This window comes from Nocardia caishijiensis NBRC 108228, assembly GCF_001612825.1.
Classification (GTDB): Bacteria; Actinomycetota; Actinomycetes; order Mycobacteriales; family Mycobacteriaceae; genus Nocardia; species Nocardia caishijiensis.
On record NZ_BDBE01000023.1, the window covers coordinates 36679 to 53868 of the forward strand.

General features: G+C 67.8%; 20 protein-coding genes, 1 tRNA gene and 1 pseudogene. 4 read left to right on the forward strand and 18 right to left on the reverse strand.

Going from position 1 to position 17190, the window contains the following annotated elements:
* Nucleotides 1-17: 17 nt before the first annotated feature.
* Complete coding sequence (locus NC7_RS06455; protein ID WP_067980230.1) at nt 18-974, forward strand: Ppx/GppA phosphatase family protein; 957 nt, start codon at nt 18-20, stop codon at nt 972-974.
* Between the two features lie 12 nt (nt 975-986).
* On the opposite strand, the gene NC7_RS06460 is transcribed toward NC7_RS06455, so the two are convergent.
* The 12 genes and pseudogenes from NC7_RS06460 to NC7_RS06520 form a co-directional block, all read right to left on the reverse strand.
* Complete coding sequence (locus NC7_RS06460; RefSeq protein ID WP_067980233.1) at nt 987-1253, reverse strand: Txe/YoeB family addiction module toxin; 267 nt, start codon at nt 1251-1253, stop codon at nt 987-989.
* A complete protein-coding gene (locus tag NC7_RS06465; RefSeq protein ID WP_067980237.1) occupies nt 1250-1531 on the reverse strand; it encodes a type II toxin-antitoxin system Phd/YefM family antitoxin in 282 nt (93 codons plus the stop codon). The genes NC7_RS06460 and NC7_RS06465 overlap by 4 nt, the downstream gene beginning before the upstream one ends.
* 81 nt (nt 1532-1612) lie before the next feature.
* On the reverse strand, nt 1613-3190 hold the full coding sequence (locus NC7_RS06470) for a molybdopterin-dependent oxidoreductase (protein WP_067980240.1): 1578 nt from the start codon (nt 3188-3190) through the stop codon (nt 1613-1615).
* A 47-nt stretch (nt 3191-3237) separates the two neighbouring features.
* The gene (locus tag NC7_RS06475) at nt 3238-3963 is read right to left on the reverse strand and encodes an anti-sigma factor (RefSeq protein ID WP_157101860.1); all 726 of its coding nucleotides are present in this window, start codon (nt 3961-3963) and stop codon (nt 3238-3240) included.
* Nucleotides 3960-4610 carry an ECF RNA polymerase sigma factor SigK gene (sigK, locus tag NC7_RS06480; RefSeq protein ID WP_067980246.1) on the reverse strand — a complete coding sequence of 217 codons (651 nt, stop codon included), beginning with the start codon at nt 4608-4610 and terminating at the stop codon, nt 3960-3962. Before sigK ends, NC7_RS06475 begins: the two co-directional genes overlap by 4 nt.
* 116 nt (nt 4611-4726) lie before the next feature.
* Nucleotides 4727-5368: a fasciclin domain-containing protein gene (locus tag NC7_RS06485; RefSeq protein ID WP_067980249.1), complete on the reverse strand. Its 642-nt coding sequence runs from the start codon at nt 5366-5368 to the stop codon at nt 4727-4729.
* 87 nt (nt 5369-5455) lie between these two features.
* Nucleotides 5456-5722: a YdeI/OmpD-associated family protein gene (locus tag NC7_RS06490; RefSeq protein ID WP_067980441.1), complete on the reverse strand. Its 267-nt coding sequence runs from the start codon at nt 5720-5722 to the stop codon at nt 5456-5458.
* A 455-nt stretch (nt 5723-6177) separates the two neighbouring features.
* Nucleotides 6178-6654 carry a helix-turn-helix domain-containing protein gene (locus tag NC7_RS30030; RefSeq protein WP_067980255.1) on the reverse strand — a complete coding sequence of 159 codons (477 nt, stop codon included), beginning with the start codon at nt 6652-6654 and terminating at the stop codon, nt 6178-6180.
* 118 nt (nt 6655-6772) lie between these two features.
* Nucleotides 6773-8283, reverse strand: a pseudogene (locus tag NC7_RS06505) (flavin-containing monooxygenase).
* A 124-nt stretch (nt 8284-8407) separates the two neighbouring features.
* Nucleotides 8408-8968, reverse strand: coding sequence for an NAD(P)/FAD-dependent oxidoreductase (locus NC7_RS06510; protein ID WP_067980258.1), 561 nt, complete (start codon nt 8966-8968; stop codon nt 8408-8410).
* Nucleotides 8965-9888, reverse strand: a complete 924-nt coding sequence (locus NC7_RS06515; RefSeq protein ID WP_067980261.1) for a reductase — start codon at nt 9886-9888, stop codon at nt 8965-8967. The genes NC7_RS06510 and NC7_RS06515 overlap by 4 nt, the downstream gene beginning before the upstream one ends.
* An 18-nt stretch (nt 9889-9906) precedes the next feature.
* The gene (locus NC7_RS06520) at nt 9907-10734 is read right to left on the reverse strand and encodes an SDR family NAD(P)-dependent oxidoreductase (RefSeq protein ID WP_067980264.1); all 828 of its coding nucleotides are present in this window, start codon (nt 10732-10734) and stop codon (nt 9907-9909) included.
* A gap of 102 nt (nt 10735-10836) precedes the next feature.
* On the opposite strand from NC7_RS06520, the gene NC7_RS06525 reads away from it, so the two are divergent.
* Both NC7_RS06525 and NC7_RS06530 read left to right on the forward strand, forming a co-directional pair.
* The gene (locus tag NC7_RS06525) at nt 10837-11487 is read left to right on the forward strand and encodes a TetR/AcrR family transcriptional regulator (protein ID WP_067980267.1); all 651 of its coding nucleotides are present in this window, start codon (nt 10837-10839) and stop codon (nt 11485-11487) included.
* Between the two features lie 174 nt (nt 11488-11661).
* Complete coding sequence (locus NC7_RS06530) at nt 11662-12396, forward strand: dienelactone hydrolase family protein (protein ID WP_067980269.1); 735 nt, start codon at nt 11662-11664, stop codon at nt 12394-12396.
* 79 nt (nt 12397-12475) lie between these two features.
* On the opposite strand, the gene NC7_RS06535 is transcribed toward NC7_RS06530, so the two are convergent.
* The 3 genes from NC7_RS06535 to NC7_RS06545 form a co-directional block, all read right to left on the reverse strand.
* Nucleotides 12476-12549, reverse strand: a tRNA-Leu gene (locus NC7_RS06535).
* A 116-nt stretch (nt 12550-12665) separates the two neighbouring features.
* The gene (locus tag NC7_RS06540) at nt 12666-14162 is read right to left on the reverse strand and encodes an amino acid permease (RefSeq protein ID WP_067980270.1); all 1497 of its coding nucleotides are present in this window, start codon (nt 14160-14162) and stop codon (nt 12666-12668) included.
* A gap of 52 nt (nt 14163-14214) precedes the next feature.
* Nucleotides 14215-15702 (reverse strand): peptide MFS transporter, encoded by a 1488-nt coding sequence (locus tag NC7_RS06545; protein WP_067980272.1) that lies wholly within the window; start codon nt 15700-15702, stop codon nt 14215-14217.
* Between the two features lie 124 nt (nt 15703-15826).
* Here NC7_RS06545 and NC7_RS06550 point away from each other — a divergent pair, with 124 nt between their 5' ends.
* Nucleotides 15827-16267 carry an SRPBCC family protein gene (locus tag NC7_RS06550; RefSeq protein WP_067980274.1) on the forward strand — a complete coding sequence of 147 codons (441 nt, stop codon included), beginning with the start codon at nt 15827-15829 and terminating at the stop codon, nt 16265-16267.
* Between the two features lie 18 nt (nt 16268-16285).
* On the opposite strand, the gene NC7_RS06555 is transcribed toward NC7_RS06550, so the two are convergent.
* The 3 genes from NC7_RS06555 to NC7_RS06560 form a co-directional block, all read right to left on the reverse strand.
* Nucleotides 16286-16495: a hypothetical protein gene (locus NC7_RS06555; RefSeq protein WP_067980277.1), complete on the reverse strand. Its 210-nt coding sequence runs from the start codon at nt 16493-16495 to the stop codon at nt 16286-16288.
* Between the two features lie 29 nt (nt 16496-16524).
* A complete protein-coding gene (locus NC7_RS29485; RefSeq protein ID WP_167352405.1) occupies nt 16525-16680 on the reverse strand; it encodes a DUF6131 family protein in 156 nt (51 codons plus the stop codon).
* 176 nt (nt 16681-16856) lie between these two features.
* Nucleotides 16857-17129: a hypothetical protein gene (locus NC7_RS06560; RefSeq protein ID WP_157101861.1), complete on the reverse strand. Its 273-nt coding sequence runs from the start codon at nt 17127-17129 to the stop codon at nt 16857-16859.
* Nucleotides 17130-17190: the final 61 nt, after the last annotated feature.

The following is a 17190-nucleotide window of genomic DNA, read 5'->3' on the forward strand; positions in this document are numbered from 1 at the left end:
GACCTGGAGGAACACTCATGAGTGAGCGCATCGCCGCAGTGGATTGCGGAACCAACTCGATCCGTCTGCTGATCTCCGAAGTCGGTGCCGACGGTGGACTGACCGATGTGCACCGTGAAATGCGCATCGTGCGACTTGGCCAGGGTGTCGACGCGACCGGACGGCTCGCGCCCGAAGCCATCGAGCGCACCCGCGCGGCCCTGGCCGACTATGTCGATGTGATGCTGGCGCAAGATGTTTCGCGTGTCCGCATGGTGGCGACCTCGGCCACTCGCGATGCCGCCAACCGGGACGACTTCTTCGCCATGACCCGCACCGAACTGGGCCGCGTGGTCGAGGGCGCCGTCGCCGAGGTCATCACCGGTGACGAGGAGGCCCGCCTGTCATTCGCGGGTGCGGTCGGTGAACTGTCCGCCGACGCAGGACCTTTCGTCGTCGTCGACCTCGGCGGCGGGTCGACCGAACTCGTCGTCGGTGACGGCAACGGTGTCCAAGCGGCCCATTCCGCCGATATCGGCTGCGTGCGCATCACCGAGCGCTGCCTGCCCGGCAATCCGCCCACCGGCGAACAGATCGCGGCGGCAAAGGAATTCGCGCAGGAGAAGCTCGACGAGGCATTCGCCAAGGTGCCGGTCGACAGCGTCCGCACCTGGGTGGGCGTGGCGGGCACCATGACGACGATCACTGCTGTCGCCCTCGACCTCCCCGAATACGATTCCGCGCGGGTGCATCTGACCCGACTCACCCTCGACGAGGTCCACCAGGTGTGTGACCGGCTGGTCTCCATGGACCACGACGAGCGCGCCGCCCTCGGTCCGATGCACCCGGGCCGCGTCGATGTCATCGGCGGCGGCGCGGTGATCACCGAGGTGCTGGCCGACGAACTCGCCGCCCGCGCCGGCGTCACCGAACTCGTCGTCAGCGAACACGACATCCTCGACGGCATCGCCATGTCGATCCTCGACCGGGCCTGAGCAGAACTGAGCTCATTCGTCATGCCCACGGCAGGCGATGACGACAACTTCGTCATCGGTGGCGCGATAGACCAGTCGATGTTCCTGGTCGATACGGCGTGACCGATATCCTGCGAGATTCGCACGCAGCGGTTCGGGCTTGCCGATGCCCTCGGCTTGGCCGTTGCGGACGATATCGCCGATCAAGCGGTTGATCTTGGCAAGAAGTCGGCGGTCGTCCGCGAGCCAGGAGGTGTAGTCCGCCCAGCCGGTTTCGACGAACGTCACCTTGCGGCTCATTCCTCGACGTCCTCGGTCGCGTCGACCTCGATGAGTTCGCGCGCGACGGCCATCCCCGCCCTGTCCTGCTCGATGCCCTTGGCCAGCCATGCGGCGTTGGCGGGATTGTCGAGCAGATAAGCCGTTTCCTTCAACGCGTTGTACTCGGCGAGCGAGATCACGACGGCTGACCCCTTGCCGCCGGACCTGGTGATGATCACCTCGTCGTTGTCTTCGGTCGCGGCATCGAGAACGGCGGTGAAATTCTCCCGAGCGGAGCTCTGGTGCATGGCCTGCATGGGAAAATGTTACCTGATCCGGTACTTGATCAGGTACTGAAAATCGGGCAATCGCTGAGCCGGTCGCCCTGGAAATACGGCTCAGCGGATGGTCAGGACGCGGGTGTGGAGGCCGGTGGCGCCGTCCGGAAAAGGTGGGACTCGCTCGGCTGTCTGGACGTAGCCGGAAGCATCGGTCGCCCGGACTCGTAGGGAGTGCGTGCCGGGGGAGGCGTCCCAGTGCCAGGTCCACTGGCGCCACGTATCGAGGGAGTACGCCTCGGCCAGTGTCGCTCGCTGCCACGGTCCGTCATCGACCTGGACTTCGACGGTGGCGATGCCACGGCCCTGCGCCCAGGCCACGCCCGCGACCACGACCTGGCCCGCTGGCAGGGTCGCGAAGGCCGAGGGCACGTCGATGCGCGACGCGGTCTTGATCGGTGCCCGAGCTGCCCACCCGCGCCGCGTCCAGTACGCCTCGGCGCGGTCGAAGCGCGTCACCTCGAGGTCGACGACCCACTTGGTCGCGGAGACGTACCCGTACAGCCCGGGCACGATCATTCGCGCGGGATAGCCGTGCCGCACCGGCAGGGCCGCGCCGTTCATGGCGACCGCGAGCAGCGCGTCCCGGTTGTCGGTGAGCGCGGCCAGCGGGGTGCTGGCGGTGAAACCGTCGATGCTGCGCGACAACACCATGTCGGCGTCGGCGGACGGGGATGCCTCGGCGAGCAGATCCGCCAGCCGGTAGCCGGTCCAGCGGGCCGTGCCGAGCAGATCGCCGCCGACCTCGTTGGAGACGCAGGTGAGCGTGATGACCGAATCCACGGCCTCGCGTGCGGCGAGGTCGTCGTAGTCGAGCCGGATCTCGCGCTCGACCATGCCGTGGATGCGCAGCTGCCAGTCCGCGCGAGTCAGTGACGGCAACTGCAGTGCGGTGTCGACGCGGTAGAAATCGTCGGCGTCGGTGACGAACGGGGTGATGCCCTGAACCGGCAGATCTGTTCCCGCCGACACGGGCGGCGCGGGTTCGGCGACCCGGGGCAGCACGAAGGCGGCACGGTCGGCCGCGATGTCGCGCAATCGGGTGGCCAGGTAGCGTCCGGCCACGCCCGCCGCGACGACACCTACGGTGACGCCGGTCAGGGTCAGGACGAAACCACGTCGGCTCGTTCCGCCGGGCGACTCCGAGAGCGATCGCGTTCGAGCCACGCGAGCACTCCGAGCAGCAGGAGATGCCGGGAATCGCACGAACAACACGGTCAGCGCGAGCACGCCCGCGAGAGTTCCGGCGAGCGCGGGCACCGCGAACCAGAAGGTGGCATTCGGACGGCGCACCGCCAGGAAGGCGACGAGCACGCCGAGCGCGGTGAGCGCGCCCGCCGCGAGGGTGACGCGGCGTCGGGCGAGCTCACCGAGCAGGCTCGCCGCCACCACCATCACCGCGCCCATCGAGATGGCCAGCGCCAGTTTGTCGTTGGCGCCGAACCAGCGGATCGCGCTGTCCTTCAACCACTTCGGTGTGTTGTCCACGACCGTGGCGCCGAGTACGAAGAACGGCGACGCGGACGGCGCGACGACCGCGGCCACGAGATGACCGACCGTGAGTACGGCCGCCGCCGCCACCGTAGCGGCGGCCGCGGCCGCGAGATGTCCCAGCCGCCTGGGCTCAGGGTGGACCATGCTGACCTCCTGAAGATGTGGCTGCCCGCACGTCTCCCTCGGGCGGGTCAGTCGACCGTCATGCCGGTGAGCACCGGGAGCGTCGGGGCAGGCGAACCGCCCGTGGGTTCGACTGTCACGGCCAGTACGTCGGCCGATCGGACCGGGGTGACGATCATGGGCTGTCCGGCCAGCACGGCGACCGATTCCGGTTGCCCGCCGGGCGGCACGCGCCACAGCTGATACGCCCGGTCAGCGGGCAGAACCGGTAGATCGTGGAACTCCACGGCCGCGGCGCCGAGCTCCTTCGACAGGTGCACGACCATTTCACCGCCGCCGGTGACAGCGGCCGAACCCGTCCGGCTGTCGGGCTGCTCCAGCACCTGTTGCGCGGTGACCGCGCCCGGTCCGTCGTTCGCCCGGTCTACGGTCACTGTGATGCCCACAGCCGCACCTGCGAGCACGACCGCTGCCGCTGCCGCCGCGAGCCATCGCGCTCGGCCGCGCCCAGCCACGGAGTTCGTCCTCAGCGGCTGGGCGCCGCGCTGGTCCAACGCCTGCAAGATCGCCGCCTCCAGCTGGGCGGGCGGTGTCACCACGTCCATCGCTGTGAGCGCGGCGAGCGTCTCCTGGATACGCCGCACGTTGGCGTGGAATTCGGCGGCCACAACGGTTCCCTCGGCCGCCAGCCGCTCCTCGATATCGTGGCGTTCCCGGGCATCGAGTGCGTCCAAGGCGTAGGGGTACGCCTGGTCGAACCACGACCAAGGGGTCCGCCGATCTGTATCGCTCATCGGGAAGTCCCTCCGGTCAAACAGTTCTCGAGCCTCTTCAAACCGTCCCGGATCCGGCTCTTCACCGTCGGCAACGGTACTGCCAAGGTCTCGGAGACCTCGACGTATGTGCGCCCGCTGTAATACGCGAGCGCGACCGCTTCGCGCTGCAGGGCGGTCATCGTTTCCAGGCAATCCAGCACCGACTGCTCGTCGAGTCGCTGGGTGACTTCCTCGGACACCACGTCGTGATCGCGTCCGAGATGACAGTGGCCGAACACGATGTCACGACTCGTGGCGGACTGCTCGGCGCGCACCCGGTCGACAGCACGTCGGTGGGTGAGCATCATCAGCCAACCGATCGGGCTCGCCTTGTCCGGGTCGTAGTCCGCGGCCAACGACCAGACCTGCAGGAAGACTTCCTGCGCGATCTCCTCGGCGAGGGCATGGCTACGCACGACCCGCAGGGCGAGGCCGAAGACCCGTGGACTGGTGGTCCGATAGAACTCGGTGAACGCCGGTCTACTGCCCGCGGCGACGTCGTAGAGCAGTGTCACCAGCCGAGCCTGCACAGCCCGGTCCGCCCCGCGGTCGGTGGGACAGGCGGGCGGCGGATCGGTGGGTACCGATCGCAGGCGGATCGGCGAGGGTTCGGGGACATTCGTCATCGTTGATCCCCTGTTTCCATGCGCATGGGAGGGATTTCGCACCACCCGTGCCGCCGGATGGGTGGTGCGACAGAATTCTTCTCCCGAGCGTACGGTCCGCGCCAGTGCCCGCGTGTTCACGCTGGTGGCATGAGCACTGTGTCGATCATGTACACGGTGGCGTTGGCGGTTTGGACCCCGCCGCACAGCACCTTCGCGTCGTTGACCGTCAGGTTGTCGCCGGAACCGCTGACCTTCACGTCGGCGCCCTGCACCGTCGCGTGTGTACCGGCGATCTGCGGGGGCTCGATCCGACCGGGAACCACGTGGTAGGTCAGGATGGTCGTCAAGGTCGCCGAGTCGGTCTTCAACGACTCGATGGTGGCGGGATCGATCTTCGCGAACGCCGAGTCGACCGGTGCGAACACGGTGAACTGTCCGCCGTTGAGCGTGTCGACCAGATTCACATCCGGGTTGAGCTTGCCCGACACCGCCGACACGAGGGTGGTCAACATCGGATTGTTGGACGCCGCCACGGCGACCGGGTCCTGCGCCATGCCCGCCACCGAGCCCGGGCCGGAGGGGACCTGAGCCGCGTACTCCGCGCATCCCGGCCCGACCGGGCCCGAGGCTGCCGGGGCGCCCATCGCCGAGGAGGTGGCCGCCGTGGTGCTCGCGGCTGTCGCCGTGTCGGCCTCGTCGTCCTGCGAACAGGCCGTCAGGCCGACTACCGAACCGAGCAGCAGGGCCGCCATCAGGGAATTACGTACAGATCGCATCGTCTTCCATCACTTCCGTCCAGGCGGTCGCAGCCGCACAGCTGTTTGACGGAAGGATTTCGGCCAGCCACCCGACCCGGATGGGCGCTACTTTCCCGTGCGTTCCCGATGCTGACATCCAGGCCAGCAACACGGCCGCCGCTGCCCCTCTTCGAGCTCCTCCTGCGTCCGCCGAATCCGCCGCTCCCGCGTCGCGACCTGCTTGGCGTCCTCCACCCAGCAGATGAACTCGTTGCGCGCCAACGGCGTGATGTCGCGCCACGCCGCCAACGCCACCGCGTTCGCACTCAACGCCGCCCGAAGATCCGCGGGCAACTCGTGCACCACACCCCCTGGCACCGTCCGATCACTCATCACCCCAGGTTAACGCCGCGTCAGGCCGACGCCGAGGTCGAGCCGCTCCCGTCCAGCAAAGCGTTCACATCGATGGTCTGCAGATGTGAACGCACTCGTTCGGCGAAGACCGAAGCTCCCGCTGCTCTGAGCCTGTCGGGCAGGCTCACACTCCCTGTCCCGCTGCGATTGATGTGATAGACGAGTTGTTCGCCGATCACCGCTCGCACCACGTGCGGCATCGCACTGTCGACGTATTCGAAGAACTCGTCGGCCGTGTAGATCTCGTATGGCAGATCACCGAGTTGTGTGAAGTCCTTGCCGTTGTCGGTCAGCAGAATGTCGGCCTTGCTCTGTGCGGCGGCGCAATGGACGTGCGCGTCACCGGGATCGGAGTAGGTGACCGAGCGGTCGATCGTGTACCCGGTGACCCGGCGAGTAGGACATCCACGGGCCCAACGGAATTGGCGAACCGCCTATGACTCCGGGAGGTGGAGATCGTCTTCGAATGCGCGCAGGTCGTCGAAGGCTGCTCGCTGCTCGGCGCGTTGGCTGTCTCGGTGCGACAACACGTCGGCGGTCTTCAGTCGCGTGTGCGAGCCGACCTTGTGTGCCGGGATCCGCCCTTCGCGGATGAGCTTGACCAGGGTCGGACGCGAGATGTCCAGCATGCGCGCGGCGACCGTTGTCGTCACTTCGTTGGGGACACTGCCGACTGTGACGGTGCATCCGCGTGCGACCAGATCCAGCACCTGGGATATCAGTGCGGTGAGCCCGGCGGGCATCTCCACCGAGGCGCCGGTCTCCAGGGCGACGGTGATGCCCGCCGAGCCGGCAGTCGGTCGCGAGCCGTTGGCTTGCTCGACATCCGAGATGAAGGTTCGGGCTTCGGCGACCTCGTTGTCACTGATCGACAGCACAGCCTTGTCGTCGCGAATGAATGAGGTACTCATGGCCTCGAACTCCCCTCAGTTCTCGTCGGTAGAGCCAGCATACCGGAGTTGCACTTATAAGTGCAATATTCATGAGTACCCGTATTCCCGGGCGTGATAGCGCCGAGGTCGTGGACGCCTACGGCGCCGGACTGTTCTCCAACTGGCCGGTGGGGGAGGTGAACACGTAGTCGGACAGGTCGAAATGGCCGCTGCGCCAGGCGGCTTCCAGCGTGGACGACGGGCGCAGCGGCACATCGCCGTGCTTGTCGAAGTAGTAGCTGTTCGCGTTGGCGCAGCTGTCCTGCCAGAACACCTGGCCGTCGCGCCGGGCGAGCACTTCGCGGAAGAACCGGTCGTTGGCCTCGCGCCGGACCTCCACCCGGGTGGCGCCGGTGTCGCGGGCCCGGCGCAGGCAGCGCAGGATGTGGCGGGTCTGGTTCTCGATGAGCGTGAAGTACGAGGCGCCGTTGTAGCCGTAGGGCCCATGATGGAGAAATAGTTGGGGAACCCCGGCACGCTGACACCCTCGTAGGCCTGCAGCCGGTTCTCGTCCCACCACTTCTCCAGGTCGAGGCCGTCGACGCCGTGCAGGTCGTAGGTGGGCATGTTGCCCGACTCCATCACCTTGAAGCCGGTGGCGAGGATCAGCACGTCGGCCGGGTGTTCGGTGTCGGAGGTGCGCACACCGGTCGCGGTTACCTCGGTGATGGGCGCGGTTTCCAGCGTGACGTTCGCGCGGTTGTAGGTGGCGAGGTAGTCGTTGGAGAAGCTGGGCCGTTTGCAGCCGAGGGCATAGTTCGGGGTGAGTTTCGCGCGCACGGCCGGGTCTTTCACCTGGCGGCGCAGATGGGCCAGCCCGGTGCGCTCGCCGATCGCGGCGGTTGGCAGCGAACGGTGGTAGTGGGCGGCCAGCGGGAAGGTGACTTCGACATAGGTCTGGCTGATCAGCCGGGTGAGGGTGCGGCCGCCGGGCAGGCGCAGTGCCAAGCGCGCGGGCGCGGGCAGGGGCAGGTCGGGGCGGGGCAGGCACCAGATCGGGGTGCGCTGGAACACCGTGAGGTGCTCGACCTGAGGCGCGATCTCCGGGATCACCTGCACCGCCGACGCGCCGGTCCCGATGACCGCGACCCGCTTGCCGCGCAGTTCGAGGTCGTGATCCCAGCGTGCGGTGTGCACCGTGGTTCCGGCGAAGGTCTCGATCCCGGGAATGTCGGGCAGTTTCGGTCGGGTCAGCACGCCGGTCGCGCTCAGCACGAACCGGGCCGTCAGCTCGGCGCCCTCGGCGGTGCGCAACACCCAACGATCGGCGTCGCTGTCGAAATCGGCGGCCACCACGGTGGTCGCGAAGCGGATATGCGGGCGCAGACCGTACTTGTCCACACAGGATTCGGCATAGGCCTTGAGTTCGCGACCCGGCGCGTACACCCGCGACCACTCGGTCCGCTGGTCGAACGAGAACTGGTAGCTGAACGACGGGATGTCGACGGCGACACCGGGATAGGTGTTCCAATGCCAGGTTCCGCCGACCCCGTCGGCGTCGTCGACCAGCAGGAAGTCCTCGAATCCGGCCTCGCGCAGCGCGATGGCGGCACCGATCCCGGAGAATCCGGCGCCGACGATGATGATCTCGTGCTCGATGGTGCTCATGCCGCCGCCCCGCGCAGACGCGGTCCCGGTACGCGCCGGGTACTGGGGTAGCTGATTCGCTCGATCATGCTGATTCCTTTCTGAAGGCTCACGCCGACAACGGCGGTCCCGGCGTGGTCGTCGGTCATCGCCCACGTCGAGTCGGCGGGCATGCCCCGACTCTGTCGTCCGACTGATCACCGCGACCGATCGTGCGCACGACGTGGTCGGCATCGTCGGCGAAGACGATGGTGTCCACCCGGTGCTCGATCCCGTCGACGGTGCGTACGCCGAGCGGCACCAGCCGCGCGACCGGCCAGGTGACCAGGCGGCAGTGCGGTCTCCGCAGGGTGCGGTAGTAGCTGTCGTGCACGGCGACACCCGCCTCGTCGTCGGGGGTGAGCCGGTACCGCAACCACGAATCACGCACCTGTATACGGAGATTCGTGCGTGCGGCGAGGTGCACCAGGTGATCCGGCGCGTGTCGCAGCACGCTCGCGGGCAGTGGGGCGCGTGGCACGATCCAGACGGCCTCGGTCTGGAAGACCGTCACCCGCGCCGCCTCGGCCGCGATGCCGGGCAGCAGCCGCGCCGCCGCCGCGCCGGAGCCGATGATCGCCACCCGCTCGCCGGTGAATTCCCGGCGCGGCTGGAAATCGAGGTGGTGGACGATTCGGCCGTCGAATGTTCCAGGGAGCCTGTTCATTTCGCGACCGGATCGTAGGTGAGTTCACGGACCCACGACGGACGGTGCCCGAGCACCCGGATCGGAAACCGGTCGATGCAGGCGCTCGACACGTCGGCGAGCAGTTGGAACGGCTGGCGACGGTCGATGGTGGCCTTCGCGTGCAGACGCACCACGTGATAGAGCGGCAGCCGCCTGATCTGCGGGCTGCGCTCACCGACGGTCTCGTAGCGGCGCACCGCGTTCCACAGCTTCTCCTCGTCCAGCCCGAGCGCCACGATGTTCGCCGCCATCCGGGAGAGCAGCGGCGCGTAGAGCAGGGCGCCGAGTACGAACGACGGTCGTGCCGCGAAACCGGCTGTCTCGATGGCGATCCTGCGCAGCGGACCGGCGCCGAGCTGTTCGAGCACCTGGAAACCGACGGCCAGGTGCCGGGATTCGTCGCTGTTGATGTGTCGGAAGACCTCGTGACACACCGGGTCGTCGACCTCGTCGAGCAGGAACTTCACCAGCGCGCCGTCCAGTGCCGTCTCCAGCGACGGGATGACGGTGCCGAGCACCGGCAGGGTCAGGTGCTCGGCGTAGCGGTCGAGCCAACTGATGACGAGGCGAATGTTCTTGTTGGGCACCGGCATCGCGTCGCCGTCGAGCATGCCCCAGCGGCGCATCAGCGCCAGCTCGGCATTGGCGTGCTTCTGCTCCTCGGCGTGGAAGTGCCGGTAGATCTCGCGCAGCGCACCCGGTGGCGCCTGCCGCACCAGCGCGGCGAAACCTCGGGCGCCGACGTGTTCGATCCACACCAGATCGGACATGAACGCGGCCAGTCGTGGTCGCTGCTCGTCGGTGATCAGTTCGGCTCCCGGTGCGTCCCAGTCGATATCGGCCAGGGCCCATTGCTTGGCGCGCACGGTGGCGAGCATGTCGGGATAGGCGAACGTCATTGTCCGTCTCCTCTCGGTTCAGCGCACGACCCGGTTCAGCAGGCCCGCCGACCGGGTGTAGGTGGTCGGCATCCAGCGTTTGGCCTGCCACAGCGCTTTGGCTTCCAGTTGTGGCACCACGTAGAGGTCGCCTCGGTCGACGGCGTCGAGGGTGGTCTTCGCGATGCTCGCGGGTGGTCGGCCGGTCCAACGCAGCAGCGATTCGCCGAGCCGCTCGGCGGTGGCGTCCAGCGGCGAATCCGCCTGCAGGATTCCGGTTTTCACGGCCGTGGGACAGAGAACGGTGACGCCGACGCCCGTTCCGGACAACTCGGCCGCCATGGTCTCCGACAGCGCGAGCACTCCCGCCTTGCTCACGTTGTACGCCGCCATCCGTGGTGCCGCGCCGAAGGCGGCGGCGGAGGCGACATTGACCACCGTTCCCCGCCCGGCCGCGCGCAGGATGGGCGTGAAGACGTGGCAGCCATTGATGACGCCCCACAGATTCACCCCGAGCGTGCGTTCCCAATCGGCGAGGGTGAACTCACCGACGGGCGGTCCACCGGCGCCGATCCCGGCGTTGTTGATGACGAGCGTCGGCGCGTCGCCGAACCAGTCCCGCGCGAGGGTGGCCAGTGCGGTGACCGCGTCGATCGCGGTGACATCGCAGCGGGCGCCGATGGCCTTGCCGCCCGCGTTCTCGACGAGAACCGCGGTCTCGGCGGCGCGGTCCGCGTCGATATCGGAGCACACCACCCGTCCGCCGCGTCCGCCCAGTTCGACGGCGAAGGCCCGCCCGATCCCGCTGCCCGCGCCGGTGACCACCGCGTCGGCGTGTTCGGTTCGACGGCGTCGGAACAGGCGCATGGCGACTCCTTCGGTCAACCGGCCCGGTCCGAACTGGTGTCGTCTGCCACCATTGGCCGCACCTGACACCAATTAGGCGCGTGACGGAGTACTTTGTCAACCATGGATGTGCGTGTACCGGCCCGGACCTGGGGCGGCCGCACCGCCGAAGAGCGCAGGGCGCAGCGCCGCGCCGACCTGATCGCGGCGGCACTCGACATCTGGCTCGACAGCGGATGGGCCGCGGTGACGATGCGTGGTGTCTGCCAGCGGGCCGCGCTCAACGACCGCTACTTCTACGAGAACTTCACCGACCGCGACGATCTGCTCGCCGTGGTCTGGGACGAGGTGTGCGCGGGGGTCTTCGCCGACCTGGCAACCATCCTGGCCGACAACGCCGACCGCGCACCCATGGAAATCCTGCGCGCCGCCATCGCCCGCGCCGTCGAACTGCAGACCGACCTGCGCGGCCGGGCCCGCATCCTGCTCGCCGACCACGCGGGCAGCGCCGTCCTCGAACAACGCCGCAAAGCCATGCTCACCGACGCCACCGACCTCCTGCTCGCCGCCGCCTGGCCCCACCTGCGCCCCGACGCCGACGAAACAGCCGTGCGCATGAGCACCCTGGCAGGCATCGGCGGTTTCATCGAACTCCTCACGGCCTGGCGCACCGGCACCATCGACGTCGAACCATCCCGACTCGTCGACCACACCTTCGCCATCGCCACCCAACTCGGCGCGATGTTCCTGCCCGCGGACATCATCGGCGCTTGAAAATCCGTTGGCGAACGACAGCGCCCACTGCTACCTTGCACGAGTTCCGTGACAGAGATCGAGGAGGTGGTACCCGTGAACGCAGTATCGACGTGGGTGCTCTCCGCTGGAGTCACGGTCGGGCGATAGGTCGTCCGGGAGCGCCGTTCATCAGCACTCCCGAAAGGCACGACCGTGCGATTCACCACCGATCAACTCCTCGACCACGACCTGCGCGAACGCGAGTTCCTCCTCGGCGACATCCCCGGCTTCCTGTGGACGCCCGCATCCGTCGCCACACCGATGCCGCTGATCCTGGTCGGTCCTCCGCCGCTCGGACTACGCACCGCGTACCCCCGTCTGCTCGACCGCGTCCGGCCAACCATCGCGGAGGGCTACGCCGCGGCCACCATCGAACTCCCCGGCAGCGGCGACCGTCCCCGCTCGCCCGCCGCCGACCAGGCCCTCACCGACCTGCGCCGTGCGCTGGCGACCGGCGGCCCCGTCGACGACGACATCGTCGACCGACTCGTCCTCCCGCTGGTCGACCACGCCGTCCCCGAGTGGCAAGCCGCCCTGGACGCCCTCCTCGCCCTCCCCGAAATCGGCGGCCCGGTCGGCTACTCGGGCGGAGTCATCTCCATCGGCACCCGACTGGCGGCCGTCGATCCCCGCATCACCGCAGCCGTCCTGTTCGCCGGAAGTTTCGTCCCCCGCGCCATCATCGAGGAGGCCAGGACTGTCACCATCCCCCTCCACGTCCTCCTGCAATGGGACGACAAAGGAAACGACCGCCGAATGGCCCTCGACCTCTTCGACGCCTTCGGTTCCCAGGAGAAAACCCTGAACGCCAACATGGGCGGGCACACCGGCGTCCCGCCGCACGCCGGAGCGGAGGCGGGCCGGTTCTTCACCCGGCACCTGAAATGAGTCGGGCGGTGGTCTCCGGTCGGCATCGCGCGGTGGATGGCAAGTCCGACCGATGACCGATCGCGACCTGGCACCGAAGTGCCCCCACTGGGACTCGAACCCAGACTCGACGGATTTTAAGTCCGCTGCCTCTGCCAATTGGGCTATAGGGGCGTCCGCCACAGCCTAGCGACTCGTACGGGTGTACCGGAATTTTGGCGGTAGACCCGGTCGGATCGGCGTGTCGTGTTGGAGCACGCCGATCCGGCCGGGAGGTCTATCGGTGCTGGTCAGTCCTTGGCTACTGTCTGTTGCTTGCCGAGCAGGGAGTGGTGGCGGCTGTAGGCGAAGTAGATCACGAAGCCGAGTGCCATCCAGATCAGGAAGCGCAGCCAGGTCTCCACCGACAGGTTCACCATCAGCCACAGGCAGGCCGCGACGGCCAGGATGGGGATGAGGGGGACGAGGGGGACACGGAAGCCGCGGGGCAGGTCGGGGCGGGTGCGGCGCAGGATGAGCACGCCGACCGACACCAGCACGAAGGCGAACAGGGTGCCGATGTTGACCATCTCCTCCAGCGTGCCGAAGTCGACGAAACCGGCGAGCACGCAGCAGACGATGCCGACGATGACGGTCAGGCGCACGGGGGTGCCTCGGGTGCCGGTGTGGGCCAGCCAGCGGGGCAGCAGGCCGTCGCGGGCCATGGCGAACAGCACCCGGGTCTGGCCGAGGAACAGCACCATCACCACGGTGGTGAGGCCCGCGAGGGCGCCGATGGAGATGACGGTCTTGGCCCAGTCGACGCCGTGGATGGCGAATGCCGTTGCCAGCGTGGCGTTCTCGCCCGCGAGTTCGGTGTAGGGCACCATGCCGGTGAGCACCAGGGTCACCGCCACGTACAGCACGGTGACGATGAGCAGTGAACCGAGGATGCCGCGCGGCACCGCCTTCTGCGGGTTCTTGGTCTCCTCGGCGGCGGTGGCGACCACGTCGAAACCGATGAACGCGAAGAACACCAGGCTGGCCGCGGCGAGCAGGCCGTACCAGCCGAAGCTGCTGTCACCGGCGCCGGTGACGAAGGAGAACAGCGACTGGTGCAGGCCGCTCGCGCCGTCGTCGGCGGGCTGCGACGGCGGGATGTAGGGGCTCAGGTTCGAGGCCTTGAAGTAGGTGACGCCGAGGACGAGCACCAGCGCGATCACGCCGAGCTTGATGGCGACCGCGATCGCCGACACGCGCGAGGACACCTTGGTGCCGACCGCGAGCAGCACACCGAGCACCGCGAGCAGCGACACCGCGCCCCAGTCGAAGGTGATCGACCCCAGTTGCACGGTGGCCGACTCGAATCCGAAGACGGTGCCGAGGTACTGCGACCAGCCCTTGGCGACCACCGACGCGGCCAGCGCGAACTCCAGGATCAGGTCCCAGCCGATGATCCAGGCGACCAGCTCACCGAAGGTGGCGTAGGAGTAGGTGTAGGCGCTGCCAGCGACCGGAACGGTCGAGGCGAACTCGGCGTAGCAGACGGCGGTGAGACCGCACGCGATGGCGGCGAACACGAACGCCAGCGACACCGACGGTCCGGCCACATTGCCCGCGGTGCGCGCGGTGAGGGTGAAGATGCCCGCGCCGACGACGACGGCGACACCGAAGATCGTGAGATCCCAGGCGGTCAGGTCCTTGCGGAGTTTGGAGTCGGGTTCATCGGTGTCGAGGATCGACTGCTCGACCGATTTGGTGCGGAACACCCCACCTCGTCGGCGCGGTGTCTCTGCCGGTGTCGGCACGTTGTTCTCCTTCTGCGGTGCGAAACGTTGTGAGAAGAGTTACCCCGGCTGGTCAGTGCACACCCTGCATGCGCCGCGTGATCCACGGCGCGCAGGCCACGACCACGAGTCCGGCCGCGATGGCGGCCGCACCGCTGACACCGAAGTACGTGCCCTCGCTGTCGGGGCTGTAGTAGCGCGCCAGCGTGCCCGCCATCGACGTGCCGATGCCGACCGAGAAGAAGTACAGCGCCATCATTTGGGAGCGGAACGCGGCGGGCGCGAGATGCGTGGTCACCGCCAGGCCGATCGGGGAGAGCAGCAGTTCCGAGATCGCGAAGCCGCCGAGGATGGCGAACACGGCGAGGACCGGGACGGTCTTGCCCTCGAAACCCGACAGCAGCGCGAACAACCAGAACGCGACACCCATGCCGATGACACCGAGCGCGAACTTGATCGGGGTGCTCGGTGCCCGGTTGCCGAGCTTGGTCCACAGCAGCGCGAACAGCGGCGAGAGCGCGATGATCCACACCGGTTCCACCGAGCCGATCCAGCTGGCCGGTGCCTCCCAGCCGAAGATGCGCCAGTCGACGCGCTCGTCGGAGTACACCGCGAGCATGGTGAACATCTGCTGGAACAGCGACCAGAACACCGCGTTGGCCAGGAACAGCGGAATGAACGCCACGACCCGGGTGCGTTCGACCGGATTCACCTTCGCGCTGGTGAGCATCACCGTGAAATAGGCGATGGACGCGACGACGATGACGCCGGTGGTGACATCGGAGAGATTGTCCAGGGTGATCCACCCCGCCCAGATCGCGAGTCCGACCACCACGGCGGCCACGGCCACGCCGATCAGCACCGGCCGTAGTTCGGCGCGGGTCACGGGATTGGGTACCTCGCGACCGTGGGTGCCGAGGTTGCGCCGGAAGATCACGTACTGGGTGAGGCCGAGCGCCATGCCGACCGCCGCCGCGCCGAAGCCGACGTGGAATCCCCATTCGCGTTGCAGCAGACCGGTGAGCAGTGGACCGGTGAAGGCACCGATGTTGATGCCGAGATAGAAGAGAGTGAAGCCGCCGTCCACGCGCGCGTCCGAGGGCGCGTAGAGGGTGCCGAGCAAGGACGAGGCGTTGGCCTTCAGCGCGCCGCTGCCGAGCGCCACGAGCACCAAACCCACACCGACACCGGCCAATCCGGGCAACACCGCCAGCGCGAGGTGGCCCGCCATCACCACCACACCGCCGTAGAACACGGTGCGTTCCATGCCCAGCACCCGGTCGGCAATCCAGCCGCCGAGGACCGTGGACAGGTATACCAATCCGCCGTAGGCGCCGACGATGCCGAGCGCCGTGCTCTGCTCGATCCCGAGTCCGCCGTCCGCGGCCGTGTAGTAGAGGTAGTAGCCGAGGATCGTGAGCATGCCGTAGAAGGAGAAACGCTCCCACAGCTCGACGCCGAACAGATTGGTCAGTCCGATCGGGTGCCCGAACAGGGTGCGTTCGGACGCCGGGTCGGCGGGCTCCGGCTGGTCGCCGAGGCGCGTGTGTTGCGTGGACATAAGGGAACGATCCCACGTCGAAACGATGTACAGCAATTTTCCCGCATCTGTCTCGTTTCGGCGTGCCGCGGGGTCGCGCCCGCGTTGCCGCGCCGACCGGGCGGGCGGGAATTACGCTGGTCTGGTGCTGACTGCCGAGGTGACCGTGCCGGTGGCGTGCGAGGTCGCGTTCGCGTCGCTGTCGGACGGCTGGCTGTACGCCAGCTGGGTGGTCGGGGCCTCCCATATCCGCGAGGTCGACGCCGACTGGCCCGCCGTCGGCAGCCGTATCCACTACCGCTTCGGGCTGTGGCCGGTACTGATCGGCGACACCACCGAGGTGCGCGCGATCGACCCGCCGCACCGACTCGAACTGGAGGCGCGGCTGTGGTCGGTCGGGTCGGCGTTGATCCGGATCACCCTGACCGAAGTCGAGCCCGGGCGCACCACGATCCGGATGACCGAACGTGCCGCGCGCGGGCCCGCGAGCTTGATTCCCGGGATCGCCCAGGACGTGGCCTTCGCCGCGCGCAATCAGGAATCCCTGCGGCGGTTGGCGGCCCTGATCCGCGCGCGAGCCAGATAGCTCGCGCGCGGATTCCGGCTAGCTGGGCTGCGGGAGTGCACAGTCGTCGACCTTGGGGTTGACGCCCATGTAGTTCAGCGGGCCCGCGATCATGGTGACCACGATGGTGCCCAGCGACGCGCAGTTCTGGTCGCGGTCGGTGTAGTAGCCGCGCTGACCTGCGGCAAGGACACCGATCAGTAACCAGACCAGCACAACAATCGAAGCGATGCGCGGTGTATTCGTCATGATGTGTCCTTTCCGGTGGCAGGCGGCACTCAGTAGTAGTGCCTGCGACCGGCGACCGGACGTCCGACGCTGCCCGCGATGAGCAGCGCGAGGCCGATGACGAGCACGATCACACCGACGGTGTTGAGAATCGGGATGCCGAAGACGAGGCCGGCGATGAGAAGAATTGCACCGAGAAGAATCATGTGAAGCTCACCTGTTCGGGTAACGATCAGACGCACCGGGTGGCACGTCCCGTGGGGCGTATGCCCGGTTCGGTGCGGAAGAAACAGCTTCGGTTGCGCTGGAACGTATCTGCGGCACGATCGGTGCCGTTCCGAGTGCGGCGCGTCACCTCGCCGAGATGACGCGCCGCACGGAATCAGCCTGCGGAGCCGGGCATTACGGCCGAACCCGAGGACGGCGGCGGGGTGGGCGCGCTCGAGCCGAAATCGGCGTCGACCGAACCGGTGGGCAGGCCGATGTCGACCGAGCCCGCGCTGCCGGTGGGTGGGCCGATCACCACCGAGCCGGACGGGAGCAGATCCCAATCGGCGCTGCCGACGGCGTTGGCGGTTCCGCTCGCGGTGAGCAAGGCGGTGGCGGCCAGCGCGGTCAGAACGCCCGCGCGGGTGAGGGTGGGGGACAGGGACACGGTGATACCTCCGAGCACTTCGCTGTGATAGCGCCCATACGGTATCTGAAATATGAGTGTT

What these genes read in the sequence shown, in the direction of transcription:
- NC7_RS06455 (WP_067980230.1), top strand. Translation starts at nt 18, where the DNA reads ATGAGTGAGCGCATCGCCGCAGTGGATTGCGGAACCAACTCGATCCGT.
- NC7_RS06460 (WP_067980233.1), bottom strand. Translation starts at nt 1,253, where the DNA reads ATGAGCCGCAAGGTGACGTTCGTCGAAACCGGCTGGGCGGACTACACC.
- NC7_RS06465 (WP_067980237.1), bottom strand. Translation starts at nt 1,531, where the DNA reads ATGCAGGCCATGCACCAGAGCTCCGCTCGGGAGAATTTCACCGCCGTT.
- NC7_RS06470 (WP_067980240.1), bottom strand. Translation starts at nt 3,190, where the DNA reads ATGGTCCACCCTGAGCCCAGGCGGCTGGGACATCTCGCGGCCGCGGCC.
- NC7_RS06475 (WP_157101860.1), bottom strand. Translation starts at nt 3,963, where the DNA reads ATGAGCGATACAGATCGGCGGACCCCTTGGTCGTGGTTCGACCAGGCG.
- sigK (WP_067980246.1), bottom strand. Translation starts at nt 4,610, where the DNA reads ATGACGAATGTCCCCGAACCCTCGCCGATCCGCCTGCGATCGGTACCC.
- NC7_RS06485 (WP_067980249.1), bottom strand. Translation starts at nt 5,368, where the DNA reads ATGCGATCTGTACGTAATTCCCTGATGGCGGCCCTGCTGCTCGGTTCG.
- NC7_RS06490 (WP_067980441.1), bottom strand. Translation starts at nt 5,722, where the DNA reads ATGAGTGATCGGACGGTGCCAGGGGGTGTGGTGCACGAGTTGCCCGCG.
- NC7_RS30030 (WP_067980255.1), bottom strand. Translation starts at nt 6,654, where the DNA reads ATGAGTACCTCATTCATTCGCGACGACAAGGCTGTGCTGTCGATCAGT.
- NC7_RS06510 (WP_067980258.1), bottom strand. Translation starts at nt 8,968, where the DNA reads ATGAACAGGCTCCCTGGAACATTCGACGGCCGAATCGTCCACCACCTC.
- NC7_RS06515 (WP_067980261.1), bottom strand. Translation starts at nt 9,888, where the DNA reads ATGACGTTCGCCTATCCCGACATGCTCGCCACCGTGCGCGCCAAGCAA.
- NC7_RS06520 (WP_067980264.1), bottom strand. Translation starts at nt 10,734, where the DNA reads ATGCGCCTGTTCCGACGCCGTCGAACCGAACACGCCGACGCGGTGGTC.
- NC7_RS06525 (WP_067980267.1), top strand. Translation starts at nt 10,837, where the DNA reads ATGGATGTGCGTGTACCGGCCCGGACCTGGGGCGGCCGCACCGCCGAA.
- NC7_RS06545 (WP_067980272.1), bottom strand. Translation starts at nt 15,702, where the DNA reads ATGTCCACGCAACACACGCGCCTCGGCGACCAGCCGGAGCCCGCCGAC.
- NC7_RS06555 (WP_067980277.1), bottom strand. Translation starts at nt 16,495, where the DNA reads ATGACGAATACACCGCGCATCGCTTCGATTGTTGTGCTGGTCTGGTTA.
- NC7_RS29485 (WP_167352405.1), bottom strand. Translation starts at nt 16,680, where the DNA reads ATGATTCTTCTCGGTGCAATTCTTCTCATCGCCGGCCTCGTCTTCGGC.